This is a genomic window from Variovorax ginsengisoli (assembly GCF_030486595.1).
In the GTDB taxonomy this organism is placed as follows: Bacteria; Pseudomonadota; Gammaproteobacteria; order Burkholderiales; family Burkholderiaceae_C; genus Variovorax; species Variovorax ginsengisoli_B.
Genome location: NZ_JAUJZH010000014.1, coordinates 1 through 19,092, shown reverse-complemented (window position 1 = coordinate 19,092; position 19,092 = coordinate 1). Strand labels below are relative to the sequence as shown.

Here is a 19,092-nt window from a genome sequence, read left to right as displayed (position 1 = left end):
CCAAAAGGCACTGGCGCTCCTGTCGGACGGCCCCGGCAGTTGCGTCCGCCGGACAGTAAACTCGCTGCCTGGTTTGAAAACACAAGATTGCGAGAGATAGAGCCATGGCCGGACACAGCAAATGGGCGAACATTCAGCACCGGAAGGGCCGTCAGGACGAAAAGCGCGGCAAGCTCTGGACCCGCGCCATCCGTGAAATCATGGTCGCCGCGCGCACCGGCGGCGGCGACCTGGGCGGCAACCCGCGGCTCAGGCTGGCGGTCGAGAAAGCCAAGGCGGTCAACCTGCCGATCGACACGATCAAGCGCAACATCGACAAGGCCACCGGCAACCTCGAAGGCGTCAACTACGAGGAAATCCGCTACGAGGGCTACGGCATCGGCGGCGCAGCGATCATCGTCGACACCATGACCGACAACCGCGTGCGCACCGTCGCCGAGGTGCGCCATGCCTTTTCCAAGCATGGCGGGAACATGGGCACCGAAGGCTCGGTGGCGTTCCAGTTCAAGCATTGCGGCCAGCTCGTGTTCGGGCCCGGCACCAGCGAGGACAAGGTGATGGAAGTCGCGCTCGAGGCCGGCGCCGAGGATATCGTCACCGACGACGACGGCGCGATCGAGGTGCTGACCGCGGTCGGCGATTTCGAGGCCGTCAAGAACGCGCTCGAGGCCGCCGGCCTGAAGCCCGAGGTGGCCGAAGTCACCATGCGGGCCGAGAACACCATCGAGCTCGCCGGCGACGAAGCCGCCCGCATGCAGAAGCTGCTCGACGTCCTGGAAGACCTGGACGACGTGCAGGATGTCTATCACAACGCCGCGCTGTCCGAATGACGGCTTGGCGAAACGAAAGCCCGCGAATGAAGGTACTGGTGATTGGTGGCGGCGGCCGCGAGCACGCCCTGGCGTGGCGACTGGCGCAGTCGGACCGGGTCAGCCGGGTCTACGTGGCGCCGGGCAACGGCGGCACCCGCTCCGATACGCGCTACGAATGCGTCGACATCACGGCGCCGGCCGACCTGCGGGCCTGGGCCCAGAAGCAAAAGATCGGCCTGACCGTGGTCGGCCCCGAAGCGCCGCTGGCGGCTGGCGTGGTCGACGAGTTCCGCACCCACGGCCTGCGCATCTTCGGCCCGACCCAGGCCGCGGCGCAGCTCGAAAGCTCGAAGGCCTTCTCTAAGGCCTTCATGAAGCGGCACGCGATCCCGACCGCCGAATACGAGGCCTTCACCGACGCCGCGGCGGCGCATGCCTACGTCGACGCCAAGGGTGCGCCAATCGTGGTCAAGGCCGACGGCCTGGCCGCCGGCAAGGGCGTGGTGGTCGCGATGACGGCCGCCGAGGCGCACGAGGCGATCGACTTCATGCTGCTCGACAACAAGTTCGGCGTCTCGCACAACGAGGGCGGGGCGCGCGTCGTGATCGAGGAGTTCCTGACCGGCGAGGAGGCCAGCTTCATCGTGCTGTGCGACGGCCAGAACGTCACGGCGCTGGCCACCAGCCAGGACCACAAGCGCCTGCTCGACGGCGACGAAGGCCCGAACACCGGCGGCATGGGCGCCTATTCGCCGGCCCCCGTGGTGACGGCCGAGGTGCACGCCCGTGCGATGCGCGAAATCATCCTGCCTACCATCCGCGGCATGGAGAAGGACGGCATTCCCTACACCGGCTTCCTCTACGCCGGCCTCATGATCGACGCCAAGGGCCATCCCAAGACGCTCGAGTTCAACTGCCGCATGGGCGACCCCGAGACCCAGCCGATCATGCTGCGGCTCAAGTCCGACCTGTTCGAGGTCTTCTGGCACGCCACCGACGGCACGCTCGACCAGGTCGAGCTCGAGTGGGACCGCCGGGTCGCCCTCGGCGTGGTGATGGCCGCGCACGGCTATCCGCTGGCGCCGCGCAAGGGCGACCGCATCACCGGCATTCCGCCGGAGGCGCCGGACGCCGTGGTGTTCCATGCGGGCACCACGCTCGACGGCGGCGAACTCACGACCAGCGGCGGCCGCGTGCTGTGCGTCACGGTGCTGGCCGACAGCGTCAAGCTGGCGCAGCAGCGGGCCTATGCGGTGGCGGCGCGGATCCAGTTCGATGGCGCCCAGTACCGCAAGGACATCGGGCATCGCGCGGTCCAGGCGCGCGGCCGCGAGGCCTGATGCCAGCCGCCGACGACAGCCGACCCGAGGCGGTGGCCGCCTACCTGCGCGGGCTGCAGAGGCACATCGTGGAGGCGGTCGAGACCGCCGACGGCGGGCGCTGCGTCCGCGACCCGTGGCACAAGGCGCCTGGCGAGCCGCTGCAGGGCAGCGGCCTGACCTGCATCCTCGAAGGCGGCGCGCTGTTCGAGCGCGCCGGCTGCGGCTTCTCGCAAGTGCGCGGGCCGCGGTTGCCGCCCTCGGCGACCCAGCACCGGCCCGAGCTGGCCGGGGCGCCGTTCGAGGCGATGGGCGTGTCGCTGGTCTTCCATCCGCGCAACCCCTACGTGCCGATCGTCCACATGAACGTCCGCATGCTCGCCGCGCTGCCGGCCGATGGCGCGCCGGTGTGCTGGTTCGGCGGCGGCATGGACCTGACGCCGTGCTACGGCTTCGAGGAGGACGCGGTGCATTTCCACCGCAGCTGCCGCGATGCCCTGGCGCCTTTCGGCGACGACAAGTACCCGCGCTTCAAGGCCTGGTGCGACGACTACTTCACGCTCAAGCACCGCAACGAGCAGCGCGGCGTCGGCGGGATCTTCTTCGACGACTTCGCCGAACCGGACTTCGACCAGAGCTTCGCGCTGCTGCGCTCGGTCGGCGATGCCTTCCTGCCGGCCTACCTGCCGATCGTCGAGCGCCGCCGCAACATGCCCTACGGCGAGCGCGAGCGGGCCTTCCAGCTCCACCGCCGCGGCCGCTACGTCGAGTTCAACCTGGTCTGGGACCGCGGCACGCATTTCGGCCTGCAGTCGGGCGGGCGCACCGAGTCGATCCTGCTGTCGATGCCGCCGCTGGCCAGCTGGGCCTATCGCCTCCAGCCCGAGCCGGGCAGCCCCGAGGCGGCGCTCTACAGCGACTTCATCGTCCGGCGCGAATGGCTCTGACTCCGCTGCGCGTCGGTGTCTTCGGCGGGGCCTTCGACCCGCCGCACAACGCGCACCTGGCCCTGGTGCAATCGGCGCTGGCGCAGCTGGATCTGGCCGAGCTGCGCATCTTCCCGACCGGGCAGGCGTGGCACAAGGCGCGTCCGTTGAGCGCCGCGGCCGACCGCCTGGCGATGGCGCGGCTGGCCTTCGAGGGCATCGAAGGCGCCGTGGTCGACACCCGCGAGATCGAGCGCCCCGGGCCGACCTACACGCTCGACACGCTGCGCGAGTTGCAGCGGGCGCATCCCGGCGTGCAACTGGTGCTGATCGTGGGCGCCGACCAAGCGCGTTCGCTGCCGCGCTGGCACGGTTACGAGGCGATCCTCGCGACCGCTATAATTTCGGTAGCTGATCGCGCACTGCCCACGGGCTCCTCCGGCCCATTCGATCCCGGAACGCTGGCACCCCTGCCGTCCGGCGCGCGATTCGAGCAACTCCAAATCCAGCCGATGGACATCAGCGCGACCGACATCCGGGCGCGCGCTGCGCGTGGCGAGGACCTCGATGGTCTGGTTCCGGCGGCGGTTGCACGCTATATTGACAGACACCACCTCTACCGACCCGCCTGATGACCACTGAAGCCGCCGCAAAAAAAGACATCCAGAAACTCCAGAGGGCCATCGTCGACGGACTCGAGGACGTCAAGGCGCAGGACATCCAGGTTTTCGACACTGAACATCTGTCGCCGCTGTTCGAGCGCGTGATCGTCGCCTCGGGCACCTCCAACCGCCAGACCAAGGCGCTGGCCTCCAGCGTGCGCGACGCCGTACGCGATGCCGGCTTCCACAAGCCGCGGGTCGAGGGCGAGGCGAACGGCGAGTGGATCATCGTCGACTGCGGCGCGGCCGTGGCCCACATCATGCAGCCGGCCATCCGCCGCTACTACCACCTCGAAGAGATCTGGGGCGACAAGCCGGTTCGCACCAAGCTCGGTGCCGCCAAGCCGGCCGTGGCCCAGGCCTCCGAAGAGAAGGCGCCCGCGGCCAAGAAGGTGCCGACCTCGCTGCGCCGCTCCAGTGCCGCCAAGACAGCGATCCGCTCGGCCGAGCAGGCCGCCAAGGCGGAAAAGCAGAAGCCCGCCGCCAAGAAGACCGCCGCCCGCAAGACGACCGCGGCCAAGTCCCCCGTGAAGACCGTGGTGGTCAACAAGGCGCCGGCCAAGAAGGCTGCCGCCAAGAAGGCCGCGCCGGCAGCGAAGAAGGCCGCACGCAAGACGACCTCGCCGAGGTCATGAAACTGCTGGTGGTCGCGGTCGGGCAGCGCATGCCCGACTGGGCGCAGACCGCCTGGGACGACTACGCCAAGCGTTTCCCACCCGAACTCAAGCTCGAACTGCGCGCAGTCAAGACCGAGCCGCGCGGCTCCAAGACGCTCGAAACCCTCTATGCGGCCGAGCGCGAGCGCATCGAGGGCGCGATCGCCAAGGGCATGCGGATCGTCGCGCTCGACGAGCGCGGCACGGCGCTGACCACCAAGGCCCTGGCGGCGCGGCTTTCGGCCTGGCAAGGCGAGGGCGACGACGTGGCGCTGGTGATCGGCGGCCCCGACGGCCTCGACCCGGCATTCAAGGCGGCCGCGCACGAGCGCATCCGGCTGTCCGACCTCACCCTGCCGCATGCGATGGCGCGCGTGCTGCTCGTCGAGCAGCTGTATCGCGCGTGGTCGGTCAATGCCGGCCATCCGTACCACCGCGAATGAGTCCTCATTCACCGTTCATTTACCTGGCCTCGCAAAGCCCGCGCCGCGCCCAGCTGCTCGGGCAGCTCGGTGTGCGGCACGAATTGCTGCTGGCGACCGCGGACGAAGACGCCGAGTCGCTGGAAGCGGTGCTGCCCGGCGAATCGCCGACCGCCTACGTGCAGCGCGTCACGGCGCTGAAGCTCGATGCGGCAGTGGACCGGTGGCGGCAGCGCGGCCTGCCGCCGGCGCCCATCTTGTGCGCCGACACCACGGTGGCGATCGGCCGCACCATCCTCGGCAAGCCAGAGGACGCCGCCGATGCCGCCCGCATGCTGGCCTCGCTGGCCGGGCGCACCCACCGCGTGATGACCGCGATCGCACTGCAGCATGGCGATCGGCGGCTGGCGGCCTTGAACGTCTCGCATGTCCGCTTCGCGGCGGTCGGTCCGGCGCGCATCGCCGCCTACGTCGCCAGCGGCGAGCCCCTGGGCAAGGCCGGCGCCTACGGCATCCAGGGCCGTGCCGCGGCCTTCATCGAACACATCAGCGGCTCGCATTCGGGCATCATGGGCCTCCCGATGTTCGAGACCGCCGAACTGCTGCGCCAAGCCGGCTTCGAGAGCTATTGAGACCTTGCAGGACAGGCCAGGAAACTGCGCAGCAGTTTTTGCTCTGTCCTCAACTGACTAGAAAACATGCAAGACATCCTGATCAACTGGTCCCCCCAGGAGACCCGCGTCGCGCTGGTCGAGCACGGCGCGGTGCAGGAGCTCCACGTGGAGCGCACGCTGGAGCGCGGGCTGGTCGGCAACATCTACCTGGGCAAGGTGTCGCGGGTGCTGCCGGGCATGCAGTCGGCCTTCATCGACATCGGGCTCGACCGCACTGCCTTCCTGCACGTGGCCGACATCGTCGCCCCGTTCACGCCGGGCTCGCGGCCGAGCACCCAGGTGGCCGACCGCGACCATCGCAACGGCGGCGCCATGGTGCCGATCGAGAAACAGGTGTTCGAGGGCCAGTCGCTGCTGGTGCAGGTCATCAAGGACCCGATCGGCACCAAGGGCGCGCGGCTGTCGACCCAGATCAGCATCGCCGGGCGGCTGCTTGTCTTCCTGCCGCAGGACAACCACATCGGCGTCTCGCAGAAGATCCCCCCCGACCTGCGCGATGCGCTGCGCAACCGCATGCAGGCGCTGATCGAGGCCGCCGCGGCCGCCGACAGCGGCGGCGTGGTGCCTGCCAACACCGGGGGCTTCATCCTTCGCACCAACGGCGAGGATTCGAGCGATGCCGAACTGGCCGAGGACATCGCCTACCTGCGCAAGACCTGGACCCGCATCCGCGAGCTGTCGGCGCGGATGCCGCCGATGTCGCTGCTCCACCAGGACCTCAGCCTGCTGCAGCGCGTGCTGCGCGACATGACCAGCGAGGACACCCAGACCATCCGCATCGATTCGCGCGAACAGTTCGATTCGCTCCTCAAGTTCGGTCTCGAGTTCATGCCGCAGGCCGCCGGCAAGCTGCAGCTGTACAAGGGCGAGCGGCCGATCTTCGACCTCTATTCGATCGACGAGGAGATCGCCAAGGCGCTGGGCCGCCGGGTCGACCTCAAGTCCGGCGGCTACCTGGTGGTCGACCAGACCGAGGCCCTGACCACGGTCGACGTCAACACCGGCGGCTTCGTCGGTGCGCGCAATTTCGACGACACGATCTTCAAGACCAACCTGGAGGCTGCGCAGGCGATCGCCCGGCAATTGCGGCTGCGCAACCTGGGCGGCATCGTGATCGTCGACTTCATCGACATGGCGCGCGACGACCACCGCGAGCAGGTGCTGGCCGAATTCCGCAAGCAACTGGCGCGCGACCGGGTCAAGACCACGGCCGGCGGCTTCTCGCAGCTGGGCCTGGTCGAGATGACGCGCAAGCGCACGCGCGAGTCGCTGGCCCACATGCTGTGCGAGCCCTGCCTGGCCTGCAACGGCCAGGGCATCGTGAAAACCGCGCGCAGCGTGGCCTATGACGTGCTGCGCGAGATCCTGCGCGAGGCCCGGCAGTTCACGCCGCGCGAGTTCCGCATCGTCTCGTCGCCGCAGGTGATCGAGCTGTTCCTCGACGAAGAGAGCCAGCACCTGGCCGGCCTGAGCGATTTCATCGGCAAGCCCATTTCGCTTCAGGCCGAGCCCGCGATGGGGCAGGGCCAGTACGACATCGTCTTGCTGTAGTGGCCGTTCAGAGAATCGCCGGCTGGCCCGCCGGCGCGGTGCGCACGGCATTGTTCTGCAGCCGCGCATACAGGCCGTCGAGCGCCATCAGCTGTTCGTGCGAGCCGTGCTCGGCGATGCGGCCATGCTCCATCACGACGATGCGGTCGGCATGCTGGATGGTCGAGAGGCGGTGGGCCACGATCAGCGTCGTGCGGCCCTGCATGAGCCGCTGCAGCGCTTCCTGCACCTGCCGCTCGGATTCGGTGTCGAGCGCCGAGGTGGCTTCGTCGAGCAGCAATATCGGCGCGTTCTTGTAGAGCGCGCGCGCGATCGCCAGGCGCTGCCGCTGGCCGCCAGACAACTGGGTCGCGTTGTGGCCCAGCACGGTGTCGATGCCCTGCGGCAGGCCTTCCACGTGGACCGCCAGGTTGGCGGCAGCGACGCATTCAAGCACGCGCTCGCGGTCGATCGCGGCACCGAGCGCGACGTTCGCCGCCAGGCTGTCGTTGAGCATCACCACGTCCTGGCTGACCATCGCGAACTGCGAGCGCAGGCTCGCGAGCTGCCATTCGCCGACCTCGTGGCCATCGAGCAGCACCTCGCCGGCGCTCGGCAGCACGAAGCGCGGCAGCAGGTTGACCAGCGTCGTCTTGCCCGAGCCGGAGGGCCCGACGAAGGCAATCACCTCGCCGGGCTCGATCGCCAGGCTGACGCCGTCGAGCGCGCGCGCCTCGTCGTCGCCTCGGTAGTTGACGCAGACGCGGCGCAGTTCGATGTGGCCGGCCGCGTGTTCGAGCACGAACCGGCCCTGCGTTTCCGACGGAACCTCGTCGATCAGCGCGAGGCCGCGCTCGAGCGCAGCCAGCCCGCGCGTGATCGGATTGGCCATGTCGGCGAGGCGCCGGATCGGCGCGATCAGCATCAGCATCGCCGTCACGTACGAGATGAAGCCGCCGACCGTCAGCCCTTTCTCGCCGGCCTGCCAGAGCGCGATCATCACCACGATCGACAGCGCGAAGGCAGCGAAGAGTTGCGTCAGCGGGGTCATCGCGGCCTGGGCGATGGTCGATTTCACGGCCAGGCGGTTGAGGCTGTGGCTCAGGCGTTCGAAGCGCTCGCTCTGGCTGGCTTCGGCGCGGTGCAGGCGCACCATCTTGTGGGCGAGAACGTTCTCCTCGACCACATAGGCCAGTTCGTCCGTGGCATGCTGCCCCAGGCGTGTCAGGTGGTAGAGCCGCTTGGACAGCACCTTCATGATCCAGGCCACGCCGGGCACCATCACGCCGACGATCAGCGTGAGCTTCCAGTTCAGGTAGACCAGGTAGAACAGCAGCGCAATCGTCACGAAGCCGTCGCGCGACAGGCTCAGCAGCGCCTGCACCAGCAGCATGGCACCGGTCTGCACCTCGTAGACCACCGTGTTCGACAGGGTGCTGGCCGACTGGCGCGAGAACAGCGCGAGTTCCGCTTCGAGCAGGCGCTTGAACAGCATGCGCCGAAGTCCCTGCATGCCTTCGTTGGCGATCCGCGCAAGGGCATATTGCGAGATGAACTGCGCCACGCCGCGCACCAGGAAGAGCAGGATGATCGCCACCGGCACGATCCACAGCGCCAGTTGCCCGCGCGTGAAGCCGCGGTCGAAGAGCGGCTTCAGCATCGCGGCCAGCAGGGGTTCGGTGAGCGCGGCGACCGCGGCGGTCGCGATGCCCAGCGCCCACCAGCGGCGCGAGCTGCCGAACCAGGTCATCAGGCGCGCGAGTCGTCGCGTCAGGGGGAGGCGCACCGTGTCGGTGGCGGGGGAGGGCTGCATGGCGGCGAATTCTACGGGCCGGAACCTGTAGGACCCGACCGCCTCATACACGTTTTGTGACGACAGGGCCATCGCAACATGTACCATGTGCACTGTTTTTGTCCGAGACAAGAAACTTAAACCTCGGAAACCTCTCCGAACTGCATGAAAAAGCCGTTGCAAGACTTTCCCCCAACCCCTTCTTCATCGTTCTTCGCACGCCGCGCGTTGGTCGCGGCCCTCGCTGCCTCCCCCGTGATTCCCGCCCTGGCCCAGTTCCGGGTCGAGGTCTCGGGTGTGGGCGTGACGCAGTTGCCGATCGCGATCGCGCCCTTCCGGGGCGAGGAGTCCTCGCCGCAGAAGATCTCCGCGATCGTGCTGGCCGACCTCGAGCGCAGCGGGCAGTTCCGCGGCGTCGACGCGTCCGGCCAGGCCCTCGATGAAGGTTCCCGCCCCGACCTCAGCTTCTGGCGCCAGCGCACCGCGGATTCGCTCGCGGTGGGCAGCGTCACTCGGCTGGCCGATGGCCGTTTCGACGTCCGCTTCCGCCTCTGGGACGTGGTGCGCGGGCAAGACCTCGGCGGCCAGAGCTACACCGTGCCCCAGGGCGACCTGCGGCTGGCCTCGCACCGCATCGCCGACTACATCTACGAGAAGCTGACCGGCGAGAAGGGCATCTTCTCGACCCGCATCGCCTATGTCACCAAGGGCGGGAGCCGCTACACGCTGTGGGTGGCCGACTCGGACGGCGAGAACGCCCAGGCGGCACTCGCCAGTCCCGAACCGATCATTTCGCCGCGCTGGTCGTCCAACGGCAGCCAACTCGCCTACGTGTCCTTCGAGTCGCGCAAGCCGGTGGTGTACGTCCACAACGTCGCCAGCGGCCAGCGGCGACTGGTGGCGAACTTCCGCGGCTCCAACAGCGCGCCGGCCTGGGCCCCGGACGGCAGCACGCTGGCCGTCACCCTGAGCCGCGACGGCGGCTCGCAGCTCTACACCATCTCGTCCAGCGGCGGCGAGCCGCGCCGTCTCACGCAGAGCAACAGCATCGACACCGAGCCGGTGTTCTCGGCCGACGGCGGCACGATCTACTTCGTCAGCGATCGTGGTGGTGCGCCGCAGATCTACAAGATGGGCGCCGGCGGGGGCAACCCGACCCGGGTCACCTTCAGCGGGACCTACAACATTTCTCCGTCGATCAGCGGCGATGGCCGGTGGTTGGCCTACATCTCGCGCGTCGGCGGGGCATTCAAACTCCATGTGATGGAGTTGGCGACCGGCAACGTGCAGGCGATCACGGACACCACGGCCGACGAGCGCCCGAGCTTTGCGCCGAACAGCAAATTGATCGTCTACGCCACCAAGCTGCAGGGCCGCGAGGCACTGATGACCACGACGCTCGACGGCAAGATCAAGGCGCGGTTGGCGGGGCAGGCGGGAGACATCCGCGAACCGGACTGGGGTCCGTTTCAAAAGCAATGATTAACTTGAGGAGTCCGAAAATGTTGAAACGTACGATTTATTCGCTGGCCATCGTGGCCCTGATCGCTGGCTGCTCGTCCGGCACCAAGCTGAACGACACCCCGGTGGTCGACCGCGGTGCGGCGGGCCAGGGCGGCGGCGCTGCCAGCGGCGTGGCGCCGGTCACCATCGACCCGAATGCGCAGAACGCGCAAGGCCCGGTCGGCGTGGCACGGATCATCTATTTCGACTTCGACAGCTACACCGTCAAGCCCGAGTTCCAGCAGCTCATCGACGGCCATGCGCGCTTCCTCAAGGCCAATCCGAACCGTCGCGTGTCGATCGAAGGACACACCGACGAACGCGGCGGCCGCGAGTACAACCTCGCGCTCGGCCAGAAGCGCTCCGAGGCCGTGCGCCGCGCACTGGTCCTGGTCGGTGTCAGCGACGCGCAGATCGAGGCCGTGAGCTTCGGCAAGGAAAAGCCGGCGGCGCAGGGCAGCGGTGAGGACGTCTGGGCGCAAAACCGCCGCGCCGAGATCACGTACCGCTGATGATGCGCGGCCTTACTTTGCGAGGCGCAGTCCTCGCAGCCGCGTTGCTGTGCGCTTCGCTGGGGGCCCAGGCCGCGCTGTTCGAAGACGACGAGGCGCGGCGCGCCATCCTCGACCTGCGCCAGCGGGTCGAGACCATGCGCCAGCAGGCCGAGCAGCGTCAAAGCGAGGAAAGCGCGCAACTGCGCCGCAGCCTGCTCGATCTGCAGAACCAGATCGAGCAGATGCGCGGCGACATGGCGCGCTTGACGGGCCAGAACGAGCAGCTCACGAAGACCGTCACCGATCTTCAGCAGCGCCAGACCGACACCGACACCCGGGCCAAGAGCAACGAGCCGTCCAAGGTCGCGGTCGACGGCCGCGAGTTCAACGCCGATCCGAAGGAAAAGGCCGACTTCGACGCGGCCCTCGGCATCTTCCGTGCGGGCCAGTTCGCGCAGGCGCAGACGGCATTCGCCGACTTCGTCAAGCGCTATCCGCAGAGCGGCTACAACGCCTCGGCGCTGTTCTGGCTCGGCAATGCGCAGTACGCGACGCGCAACTACAACGAGGCTATCGCCAATTTCAGGTCGATGCTCTCGCTGGCGCCCGACCATGCGAAGGCACCCGAGGCCGTGCTGTCGATCGCGAACTGCCAGATCGAGCTGAAGGACACCAAGGCCGCACGCCGCACGCTCGAGGACCTGACCAAGGCCTATCCGCAGTCGGAGGCAGCGCAAGCCGGCCGCGAACGGCTGTCGCGGCTGCGCTAGCCCCTTGACCACCGCGAGTCCCGTCGTTGCCACGGACGACGCCGACCTGGCCCGCCGTTTCGGCGGGCTGGAGCGCTTGTACGGGGTGGCGGGCGCGGCCCGCATCCGCGAGGCGCACGTGCTGGTGGCGGGCATCGGTGGTGTCGGCTCGTGGGCGGTCGAAGCGCTGGCGCGCAGCGGGGTCGGGCGGCTGAGCCTGGTCGACCTCGACCACATCGCCGAATCCAACATCAACCGCCAGATCCACGCGCTCGATTCGACCGTGGGCCAGGCCAAGGTGGAGGCCATGCGGGATCGCATCGCGCACATCAATCCAACGTGCCGGGTGCTGGCGATCGACGAGTTCGTCGAGCCCGACAACTGGCAGGCCCTGCTCGCCACGGCCGAGGGCGCGAACGGGCCGGTGACCGCGGTTCTCGATGCCTGCGACCAGGTCAAGGCCAAGCTCGCGATGGCCGCATGGGCGCGCGGCGCGGGCGCAGGCTTCATCACCGTCGGCGCTGCCGGCGGCAAGCGCCTGGCGCATCGGGTCGAGATCGACGACCTCGCCCTGGTCACGCATGACCCCTTGCTTGCGCAGCTTCGCCAGCGACTGCGCAAGGCCCACGGAGCGCCGCGCGAAGGCCGCAAGATTGGCGTCGCATGCGTCTTCAGTCGCGAGAGCGTGGCGCCGCCGGACGCCTCCTGCGCGATCGAGGGCGACGGCTCGCTCAATTGCCACGGCTATGGGTCGGTGGTGGCGGTGACCGCCACATTCGGGCAATGCGCGGCAGGGTGGCTTCTCGATCGGATTGCCCGAAATGTCACGTTATAATTTCAGGCTTTGCCGGATTCGACGCCGGCCAAGAACACTGGTATCGGGACGTTAGCTCAGTTGGTAGAGCAGCGGACTTTTAATCCGTTGGTCACAAGTTCGAATCTTGTACGTCCTACCAATAGTCATAAGGGTTAGCCGGTTAGTACCTGTGTGGATTCCGGCAATTCTTGCTCGAATGCGCACGTAATGCCGGAATTCGTACGCGGTCAAATAATGCCGGAACCGGGGCTTTGGAAGGGGCCGATGCACCACCGCAGCGGGCCAAGGAATGGCTCGATGGGTGACTTCTTCGGCCCAGTTGACAACCGTCGTCAGTTTTTGCGATCTTCGGTTGCATGCGCCCACCGCCGAGAAACAACGAGCGACCGCTTGAACAAGAATCTTTCGAAGGCAGAAGCTTGGGCGAACGCAGCCGACATACGAGGCGAGAGGTCGCCATTCAACGACTTCGGGCGCTCATTGAAGAGGGCTTGACGTCGGGGCGTGGCCGAGAGGACGCCGAAGAGGACGAGCGACAGCTTGTTGCTATCGCGCGCGGAGAGATGGCTTGAGAGCTGCACGCCACATCTAGGTGGGAAACAAGCCATAGCGTCGCCTTTTGGTTTCCCGAGTGAGAGTGGTCTGCCATCAGGCAGTTACCAGGCATTGTTCAAGTGGGTCCTGAAGTTGCGGTTCACTGAACTCGGCCGCGGGGGTGGGAGCAGCCCTGCTAAGTTGAGCGTCTGTCGACGTAACCGTTCGAGCCCGCCATTCCTGACTGGGATGCTATCAAGATGATAGCGATCAGCTCTTGGCCTTGATGGGTAGCCGGCCGTACGTTCCTCGAGCTCCTGTCAGTCGCCCCTGAAGAGCGCGGGCAGTTCCTCGTCGCAGGAATCGATGGAATCGGGTGCTTGGAACTTGCCCTTGGCTACTCCGATGCGTTTCCCTTTCAGGTCGTCTTCGAAGGGAACGAGTTTGGCGACAGGCCGACCGCCTCGGACAATGACGATTTCTCGCTCTCGCCCCTGCGCTACGTCATCCACCAAGCGTGACAACCCTGATTTCGCTTGCGACATGTTTACGGGTTCCATCGGAATCTCCCAGTCGCCTAGTCTAGCCAACCCACCGCAGGAGTGGTGTCCGCTGGCCCGGTGTGTGGCTCATTCGGGTGGGCGATAACTGGCTTGTTATCGGCCCCTATCACGTGGACCGCGGCCCGCGCCAAAGTGCGATTCGTCGACGCTATGCTTCGGGCCGCGGTTGGAAGTGCCGCTGCTCTCGACCTGGGCCCTCTCCGCCGGGCCGGCGTGCAGAACCGGGTGGCGTCGAGGCTTCGCGCAGCGATCGCTATCGAACCAAGCCGCCCGCCGCAGGGTCCAGGGGGTCCGTGACGCGTGCGGATCGGCCGACTGCTCGGGCGACTGGGGTGGGGCCGCCCCGCGCGCATGCGAGAACTGGCGCTGCGAACGCGCGCAGCCTTCGCGGCGCCTGCGCGCTGAATCCATTCGTGCGACTCGGCCGTGGCGCCGCGCGTCGGGCCGGCCGCTGGTGTCAACGATGGAGGCTGTCATCTCCTTGGCCTTGGACGACCGGGTCCCGGCCGAGCGCGCCCGTGGCCCCAGATTGGCCCGTGTGCGAAGCAGGCGCGAGGTGCGGCGGCGGGGAAACGGGTCTGCCAGCCAAGCCACCGGCTCGGGCTCGGGCTCGGGCTCGGGCGCCTGAGCCCGCACCAACGGCGCGGCTCGCGCGTGGGGGCGCGGTGCGTCCACAGATGGGCAGTGCAGCGCAAGCGGGCCTCCGCACCAGCCGCACGCCGATTCTTCCGTCAGTCCCTCCGCATCAGTTGGCCTTGATGGCCTTGGTGGCCTTGGCGCGCGGTCCGTGGCGCAAGGCCTCTCGTGGCGCTGAAGGTTGGGAGGCGTGCGGGTTTGGCCACCGGAAGTGCCGAAAGAAGTCCGCCGGCTCGATGGCTAGCCCCTTCAGGATCCGAATCAGCTGGGTGAACCTCGGGTTGCGCCTGCCGCATTCAACGCTGCTGACATAGCTGCGTTCGAAACCGGCGTGGTACGCGAACTCCTCCTGGGTGAAGCCCGCGCGTCGCCGCTCGTGAGCGACAGCCTCCCCGAGGATCTGCGCCGAACTAGCGTCTGGCGAGCGCGAAAGGGCGAGCGGCTTTCCAGCGGACCGGCGCGATGCCTCGGTGGTGTCGTCGGGCAGGCGGATCTCGCGAAAGAACACGGCCGGTGGGGTCCGCAGCCCCTCGAGCACGTCCATCAGTTTGCCGAAGGTCAGGTTGTGTTCCCCACGCTCCACGCCGCCCATGTAGCCACGGTCCATGCCGATGTGCCTGGCGAAGTCCTCCTGGGTAAAGCCTTGGGCGGTGCGCTCGCGGCGCACCGCGCTGGCCAGCATCTGCACATAGTCCTGGTCGCCTCGCGTTCCCGTCGTTGAACTCATCGAGGGAATCGTCGGCGGGCTAGTCGAACAACGCCACGCCGAAGAGCGCCACGCAGAAAAGCGCCACCTTTGAAATCTCCACGGTATATTGATATCATTGCATCACTCCACGATCTGTTCCTCGCAAGTCAGCGGGATCTCTGCGCCGGCGGTCGTGGCCCCTTCCCAAGGGCCCGCAAACGGGTCATGTCAACGCGCATCGGAAGCTTAGCGTCGGCAATGAGATTAATTGGCGAAATGACAGAAACACATTCAAGCTTGTCGATGGTGGCCTCGTCGGTGCCCGAGCCCCGCGAGTTCTCGTCTTCGATGGCGGGGTCTGCACCCGGCGCGAAAGAGGCGAGGGAGGCCGCGACGTGAAAGCCAGCCACCGTGACCATGGCGACGACGCGCCGGCGACAACCGCCGGCTTCGCCATGTGCTGGTTCACCACCTACGAGGAGGGGCGCCAGCCCTTTCAGCTTCTCCTTCCGACCTCCATCGTGGCGTCAATCGAAGAGGAAGTGATGCTGCACGCAACTCAGCAGAGAGAGCGCGAACGCGCTTTGGCTGCCGCAGAGCGGTTGCGCGAAGCCGAAGAGCGAAAGGCATCGAGTGCGCGCGACAAGGAAACGGAGGAGGGTGCCAGTGGCGTCGACGAGGGCACGTTCGTTGCGGAATTTGATCGCCTGCCCTCGGACTACGACCCCTCTCGCAAGCACCAGGTACTGACCGGGTCGGAGGTCTGGGGCGCCGCATCGCGAGCGCGCGCCATGCGCGAGGGAGATTACAAAAAGCACGATGCCGAGTTGCTGGCGCGGATCACCAAAGCTGGCGCTTTCCGGGATGTCGCCAATCCGGCTCGCAGCCCGGATCGCTGGATTCGTGACCTCGCCTTCCTGATGGAGGCGCATCCGCACATGCAAGAGGTGACGCGCTTCGTTGCCAGCCGCGTCGTCTTGTCGATGCACAGCCACGAACCGCTGGTGATCCCGTCGATTCTTTTGAACGGGCCGCCGGGCGTCGGGAAGACGCACTACGCCAAGGATCTGGCCCACGCGTTGGGCGCGCCCCTCCGTGTCCAGTCGATGGAGAACGCCCAAGCCTCGGCGCTGTGGCTGGGGACTGAACGCCATTGGGCCACCGCGTCGCACGGCATCGTCTTCGAACAGATCGTCCTGGGCGGCGCGGCCAATCCGGTCTTCCTGATCGACGAAATCGACAAGGCGCCGCAAGAGAGTCAGTACAAGCCGCTGGCGGCGCTGCACTCGCTGCTGGAGCCCGTGACTGCATGCGCCGTGCGAGACGCCGGCCTGGACATCACGTTTGACGCAAGCCTTGCCATCTACATTGCCACGTCAAACGATGCTGGCAAGTTGCCCGAATCGTTGCGCACGCGATTTCGAGAGTTTTCGATCCTGCCCCCTCGTGGCGAGCAGGCCCTGCGAGCGGCCCATGTGGTCGCCACCGCCGCCGCCCTGAAGCTGAGCGTGCCCAATTTCGCGCCCCCTGAACCCGCGCTGTCACGTAAGCTCGCCCACCTGAGCGCGCGCGAGATCTACCAGGTCGTGCAGGACAGCGTGGCACGCGCTGTCCAAGGCGGACGCCTGCACCTGAGTGCCGCTGACCTGCCTTCCGAAGTCGTCGGCGACGACGCGGCGGGCCCGGTGCTGCATTGAAGGCCCGGTGTGCCAACCACTCTCGAACCCCTGATTATGAGGAAGCGCGAAATGACCATGCCCCATCAGCGAATGGATGCATTCTGTAGAGCCGGCGAGATTCTCGTGGGCATCGTCAAGACCATGCAGCACATGCAGATCTGGGGCGCGGAGCTGCCTGACCGTCTGGTGTCCGAGGCCGAGGAGGCCCTGCGGCACTACCCCAGTTGGCTCGAGCTCAGAGACGCAGCCGATGACCAAAGAAGCATGCACACCTGGATGGTCAGAGTAACGGAGGACACCCAGCAACAAGACGATGCGTACCTAAAGTTGCTGGAAGCCGTTGAACGAGTCGGCGCGGAACTCGCCTCGGATGGCGCGAGACTCGACACCGTGGGCTATCTGCAAGCCTGGCTCGAAACCGAGCACCCTGCGCTCGGTTATCGACAACCCGTCGAGCTCCTGTTCACTACAGGCAACCCCGAGGGAATCGTCGAACTTTTCGAGGCCGAGCATTCCGTCGCACGCGAAGCGAAGCGAGTGTTCAAGACCGAAGGCGTTGCGTACGGCTGGCTGCGAAGCATCCGTTCATCGCTCGGAGGCATCCCGTTTGAAATGCTGGGATCGGAAGCTGGCCGAATCAAGGTCATGGACGAGCTGCGCCGATGTGCGGCCGCGGAAGCAATTCGAATGGCCCGTGTGGCACCCATCGCGGACAGAGCCGCGCACGACGCCGGTCGCACCAACCTGAAAGGCAAGTGACTATGACGATGCCCTATGAAAGACGCAGAGCACTGGATTTCGCAGGTGAGTTGATGAGAGAACTCGCTTTTAAACCCGATAGGCATCAGGAGCTATGGGGAGGATCGGTGCCGCTCAAGCTGCGGCAGGTCGCCAAGCACATCCTGCGGCACTACCCTGAGCCCTGGCAGATCGAAGCGGCCATCAAGAACGATGAGCGGATTGGCTGGTGGATCAGCGATGAGCCGGAGAGGTAGTGCGCGGCGAGCGTACCTCACGACGATCAAGCCGGCAGCGCACGACGAGCCTCCTTTCGAAAGGAGGTCGGCTCGCACGGCGGGCCTGCCAATCAACCCAAAGGAAAAAGCCCATGACCCCGGTCGAGCAACTAGAAGCGCGCTTTCCCTACATGTTTGGGCGCCACACCGTCAGCATGGAGTACTACGACGGGTGGCTCCCGATCTTTGCGCAGGCCTGTGAACAGATCGACGCGGTGCTGGGGGAGGACAAGCGCGACTTTCACTGGGTCCAGGTGAAGGAGAAGTTTGGTACTGGGCGGTTCTACTTTCGAATGGGGAAGTCAGCGCGCCTGGTCGTCGACCTGATCGGCGGCCCAGGAGGCCATGCGGTCATCAAAGAGTCAACCGAGGCGGGACATTCCATTGCGGACCGCATCGATGCCATTGTCGATGGCGCCGAGGCCCGGACGGGAACGACGTGCATGGTTTGCGGAGCGGCCGCCAGAACCCGCTCCTACAACGGCTATTATTTGACGGTGTGCGCGGCGCACGCGCCCGCTGAACGCGACAATCGACAGATCTGATGCCGTGGGCGAGGCGCCCAAGTCCCAGCGCGTGGGCGCGACTCACGGCGAGGTCCGCGATGTCCCGTCAGTACGACTTGATTCCGCTATGCCTGTAGGTCTTGACCCTATGCGCCCCTTGGTGTTCCTCGACCTCGATGACGTGCTCTGCATCAATTCTCCGTATGGCGGATATGACGTCTTCGCGCCCGACCATCCGGTCGACCTCTGGGAGCGGCTGTTCCACCAGCCTGCGGTCGACACGCTCCTTCAAATCATCAATGAGTACAGGCCACTGATCGTTCTGACCACGAGCTGGTTGAGATTCATGGACCGCGAAGGCTTCGAAGATCTGTTTCGCCGCACCGGCCTCGCACAGGTGGCTGCATCGCTTCACCCCTCAGCGTGGGAAGCGCCGCAGGCACAAGGCACCACTCGGCTCGAAGCCATCGATGCGTGGCTGGCGGCGCACCGGCATGGCGAGCGGTTCGTGATTCTCGATGACGAGTTGTCCGGCACCGGACTGAGGGACTCGCCCTTGGCTGAACGCGGCTTGGTGGCCTTTTGCGAGGTCGGCGTCGGGTTGACGCCCAGCCACCTCGACGCGATCAGGCGCGCGCTCGGTCGTTGAGATCGGCGAACGCTGTGTACTTCGCATTCCGATTTGGCATTTGGTTTGTATCCAGGAGAGTCAATGCCTCACGCACCCAACATTGTCAAGGCAGCCGGCGGCGCCAAGCACACGCCCAAGTTGTTGAAGCGCCTGCCGTTCACGATCGACATCGGCCTTGCCGTGGTGCGCAAACTGGGTGAGCTTGGCCGCCTGAAGCGCAAGCCGGGCAGAGCGTCGAAGGTCCTCGATGCAACGACTGGGCCGGCGATCGACAATGCACTCGTCCTGCGCATCGCTCTCATAGCTGGGAAGGTGATTGAAGAGTCGTTGGGGGCTCGAACCGTCGAGGGGAGGACGCTGCGCATGTCTCTGATAGAGCCGGCTCCGGTCGTCTGAACACGCATCGACCTGAGTTAAGTGGATTGGCTGCGGTTTGATTCTTTCAATCTTCAGGCCCCTGCCAGGCCGCCGGAGGCGCCCCGG

General features: G+C 66.5%; 21 protein-coding genes and 1 tRNA gene. 19 read left to right on the top strand and 3 right to left on the bottom strand.

Annotation, left to right across the window (positions count from 1 at the left end):
* Positions 1 to 104 precede the first annotated feature (104 nt).
* The 8 genes from QZH52_RS19280 (at position 105) to rng (ending at position 7,022) form a co-directional block, all read left to right on the top strand.
* Positions 105 to 830, top strand: a complete 726-nt coding sequence (locus tag QZH52_RS19280; RefSeq protein ID WP_301812106.1) for a YebC/PmpR family DNA-binding transcriptional regulator — start codon at positions 105 to 107, stop codon at positions 828 to 830.
* 26 nt (positions 831 to 856) lie between these two features.
* A complete protein-coding gene (purD, locus tag QZH52_RS19275) occupies positions 857 to 2,152 on the top strand; it encodes a phosphoribosylamine--glycine ligase (protein ID WP_301812104.1) in 1,296 nt (431 codons plus the stop codon).
* On the top strand, positions 2,152 to 3,078 hold the full coding sequence (hemF, locus tag QZH52_RS19270) for an oxygen-dependent coproporphyrinogen oxidase (RefSeq protein ID WP_301812102.1): 927 nt from the start codon (positions 2,152 to 2,154) through the stop codon (positions 3,076 to 3,078). Before purD ends, hemF begins: the two co-directional genes overlap by 1 nt.
* Positions 3,069 to 3,689: a nicotinate (nicotinamide) nucleotide adenylyltransferase gene (gene nadD, locus QZH52_RS19265; protein ID WP_301812100.1), complete on the top strand. Its 621-nt coding sequence runs from the start codon at positions 3,069 to 3,071 to the stop codon at positions 3,687 to 3,689. The genes hemF and nadD overlap by 10 nt, the downstream gene beginning before the upstream one ends.
* Positions 3,689 to 4,354, top strand: a complete 666-nt coding sequence (rsfS, locus tag QZH52_RS19260) for a ribosome silencing factor (protein WP_286529147.1) — start codon at positions 3,689 to 3,691, stop codon at positions 4,352 to 4,354. The genes nadD and rsfS overlap by 1 nt, the downstream gene beginning before the upstream one ends.
* Positions 4,351 to 4,818: a 23S rRNA (pseudouridine(1915)-N(3))-methyltransferase RlmH gene (gene rlmH, locus QZH52_RS19255; RefSeq protein WP_286609558.1), complete on the top strand. Its 468-nt coding sequence runs from the start codon at positions 4,351 to 4,353 to the stop codon at positions 4,816 to 4,818. The genes rsfS and rlmH overlap by 4 nt, the downstream gene beginning before the upstream one ends.
* Complete coding sequence (locus QZH52_RS19250; RefSeq protein WP_301812093.1) at positions 4,815 to 5,429, top strand: Maf family protein; 615 nt, start codon at positions 4,815 to 4,817, stop codon at positions 5,427 to 5,429. Before rlmH ends, QZH52_RS19250 begins: the two co-directional genes overlap by 4 nt.
* Before the next feature lie 66 nt (positions 5,430 to 5,495).
* Positions 5,496 to 7,022, top strand: a complete 1,527-nt coding sequence (rng, locus tag QZH52_RS19245; protein WP_286529144.1) for a ribonuclease G — start codon at positions 5,496 to 5,498, stop codon at positions 7,020 to 7,022.
* A 7-nt stretch (positions 7,023 to 7,029) separates the two neighbouring features.
* On the opposite strand, the gene msbA is transcribed toward rng, so the two are convergent.
* A complete protein-coding gene (gene msbA, locus QZH52_RS19240) occupies positions 7,030 to 8,814 on the bottom strand; it encodes a lipid A export permease/ATP-binding protein MsbA (protein ID WP_301812091.1) in 1,785 nt (594 codons plus the stop codon).
* Positions 8,815 to 8,958: 144 nt separating this feature from the next.
* On the opposite strand from msbA, the gene tolB reads away from it, so the two are divergent.
* From tolB to QZH52_RS19215, 5 genes are all read left to right on the top strand, one after another.
* Positions 8,959 to 10,275 carry a Tol-Pal system beta propeller repeat protein TolB gene (gene tolB / locus QZH52_RS19235; RefSeq protein ID WP_436411605.1) on the top strand — a complete coding sequence of 439 codons (1,317 nt, stop codon included), beginning with the start codon at positions 8,959 to 8,961 and terminating at the stop codon, positions 10,273 to 10,275.
* A gap of 20 nt (positions 10,276 to 10,295) precedes the next feature.
* Entirely contained in the window at positions 10,296 to 10,808 is a 513-nt protein-coding gene (gene pal, locus QZH52_RS19230; RefSeq protein ID WP_286529142.1) for a peptidoglycan-associated lipoprotein Pal, read from the top strand.
* A gap of 2 nt (positions 10,809 to 10,810) precedes the next feature.
* Positions 10,811 to 11,560: a tol-pal system protein YbgF gene (ybgF, locus tag QZH52_RS19225; RefSeq protein ID WP_436411609.1), complete on the top strand. Its 750-nt coding sequence runs from the start codon at positions 10,811 to 10,813 to the stop codon at positions 11,558 to 11,560.
* A 4-nt stretch (positions 11,561 to 11,564) separates the two neighbouring features.
* Complete coding sequence (locus tag QZH52_RS19220; RefSeq protein WP_301812085.1) at positions 11,565 to 12,374, top strand: tRNA threonylcarbamoyladenosine dehydratase; 810 nt, start codon at positions 11,565 to 11,567, stop codon at positions 12,372 to 12,374.
* A gap of 45 nt (positions 12,375 to 12,419) precedes the next feature.
* Positions 12,420 to 12,495: transfer RNA gene (locus QZH52_RS19215), tRNA-Lys, on the top strand.
* Positions 12,496 to 13,210: 715 nt separating this feature from the next.
* Here QZH52_RS19215 and QZH52_RS19210 read toward each other — a convergent pair.
* Positions 13,211 to 13,435: a type II toxin-antitoxin system Phd/YefM family antitoxin gene (locus QZH52_RS19210; protein ID WP_301812083.1), complete on the bottom strand. Its 225-nt coding sequence runs from the start codon at positions 13,433 to 13,435 to the stop codon at positions 13,211 to 13,213.
* A gap of 763 nt (positions 13,436 to 14,198) precedes the next feature.
* A complete protein-coding gene (locus QZH52_RS19205) occupies positions 14,199 to 14,771 on the bottom strand; it encodes a helix-turn-helix domain-containing protein (RefSeq protein ID WP_301812080.1) in 573 nt (190 codons plus the stop codon).
* A gap of 401 nt (positions 14,772 to 15,172) precedes the next feature.
* On the opposite strand from QZH52_RS19205, the gene QZH52_RS19200 reads away from it, so the two are divergent.
* The 6 genes from QZH52_RS19200 (at position 15,173) to QZH52_RS19175 (ending at position 19,005) form a co-directional block, all read left to right on the top strand.
* Entirely contained in the window at positions 15,173 to 16,474 is a 1,302-nt protein-coding gene (locus tag QZH52_RS19200) for an AAA family ATPase (RefSeq protein ID WP_301812078.1), read from the top strand.
* Between the two features lie 51 nt (positions 16,475 to 16,525).
* The gene (locus QZH52_RS19195) at positions 16,526 to 17,215 is read left to right on the top strand and encodes an antitoxin Xre/MbcA/ParS toxin-binding domain-containing protein (protein ID WP_301812076.1); all 690 of its coding nucleotides are present in this window, start codon (positions 16,526 to 16,528) and stop codon (positions 17,213 to 17,215) included.
* 2 nt (positions 17,216 to 17,217) lie between these two features.
* Complete coding sequence (locus tag QZH52_RS19190; RefSeq protein WP_301812074.1) at positions 17,218 to 17,451, top strand: BPSL0761 family protein; 234 nt, start codon at positions 17,218 to 17,220, stop codon at positions 17,449 to 17,451.
* 113 nt (positions 17,452 to 17,564) lie between these two features.
* On the top strand, positions 17,565 to 18,017 hold the full coding sequence (locus QZH52_RS19185; RefSeq protein ID WP_301812072.1) for a hypothetical protein: 453 nt from the start codon (positions 17,565 to 17,567) through the stop codon (positions 18,015 to 18,017).
* A gap of 121 nt (positions 18,018 to 18,138) precedes the next feature.
* On the top strand, positions 18,139 to 18,627 hold the full coding sequence (locus QZH52_RS19180) for an HAD domain-containing protein (protein ID WP_301812353.1): 489 nt from the start codon (positions 18,139 to 18,141) through the stop codon (positions 18,625 to 18,627).
* A 63-nt stretch (positions 18,628 to 18,690) separates the two neighbouring features.
* On the top strand, positions 18,691 to 19,005 hold the full coding sequence (locus tag QZH52_RS19175) for a hypothetical protein (RefSeq protein ID WP_301812071.1): 315 nt from the start codon (positions 18,691 to 18,693) through the stop codon (positions 19,003 to 19,005).
* Positions 19,006 to 19,092 lie beyond the last annotated feature (87 nt).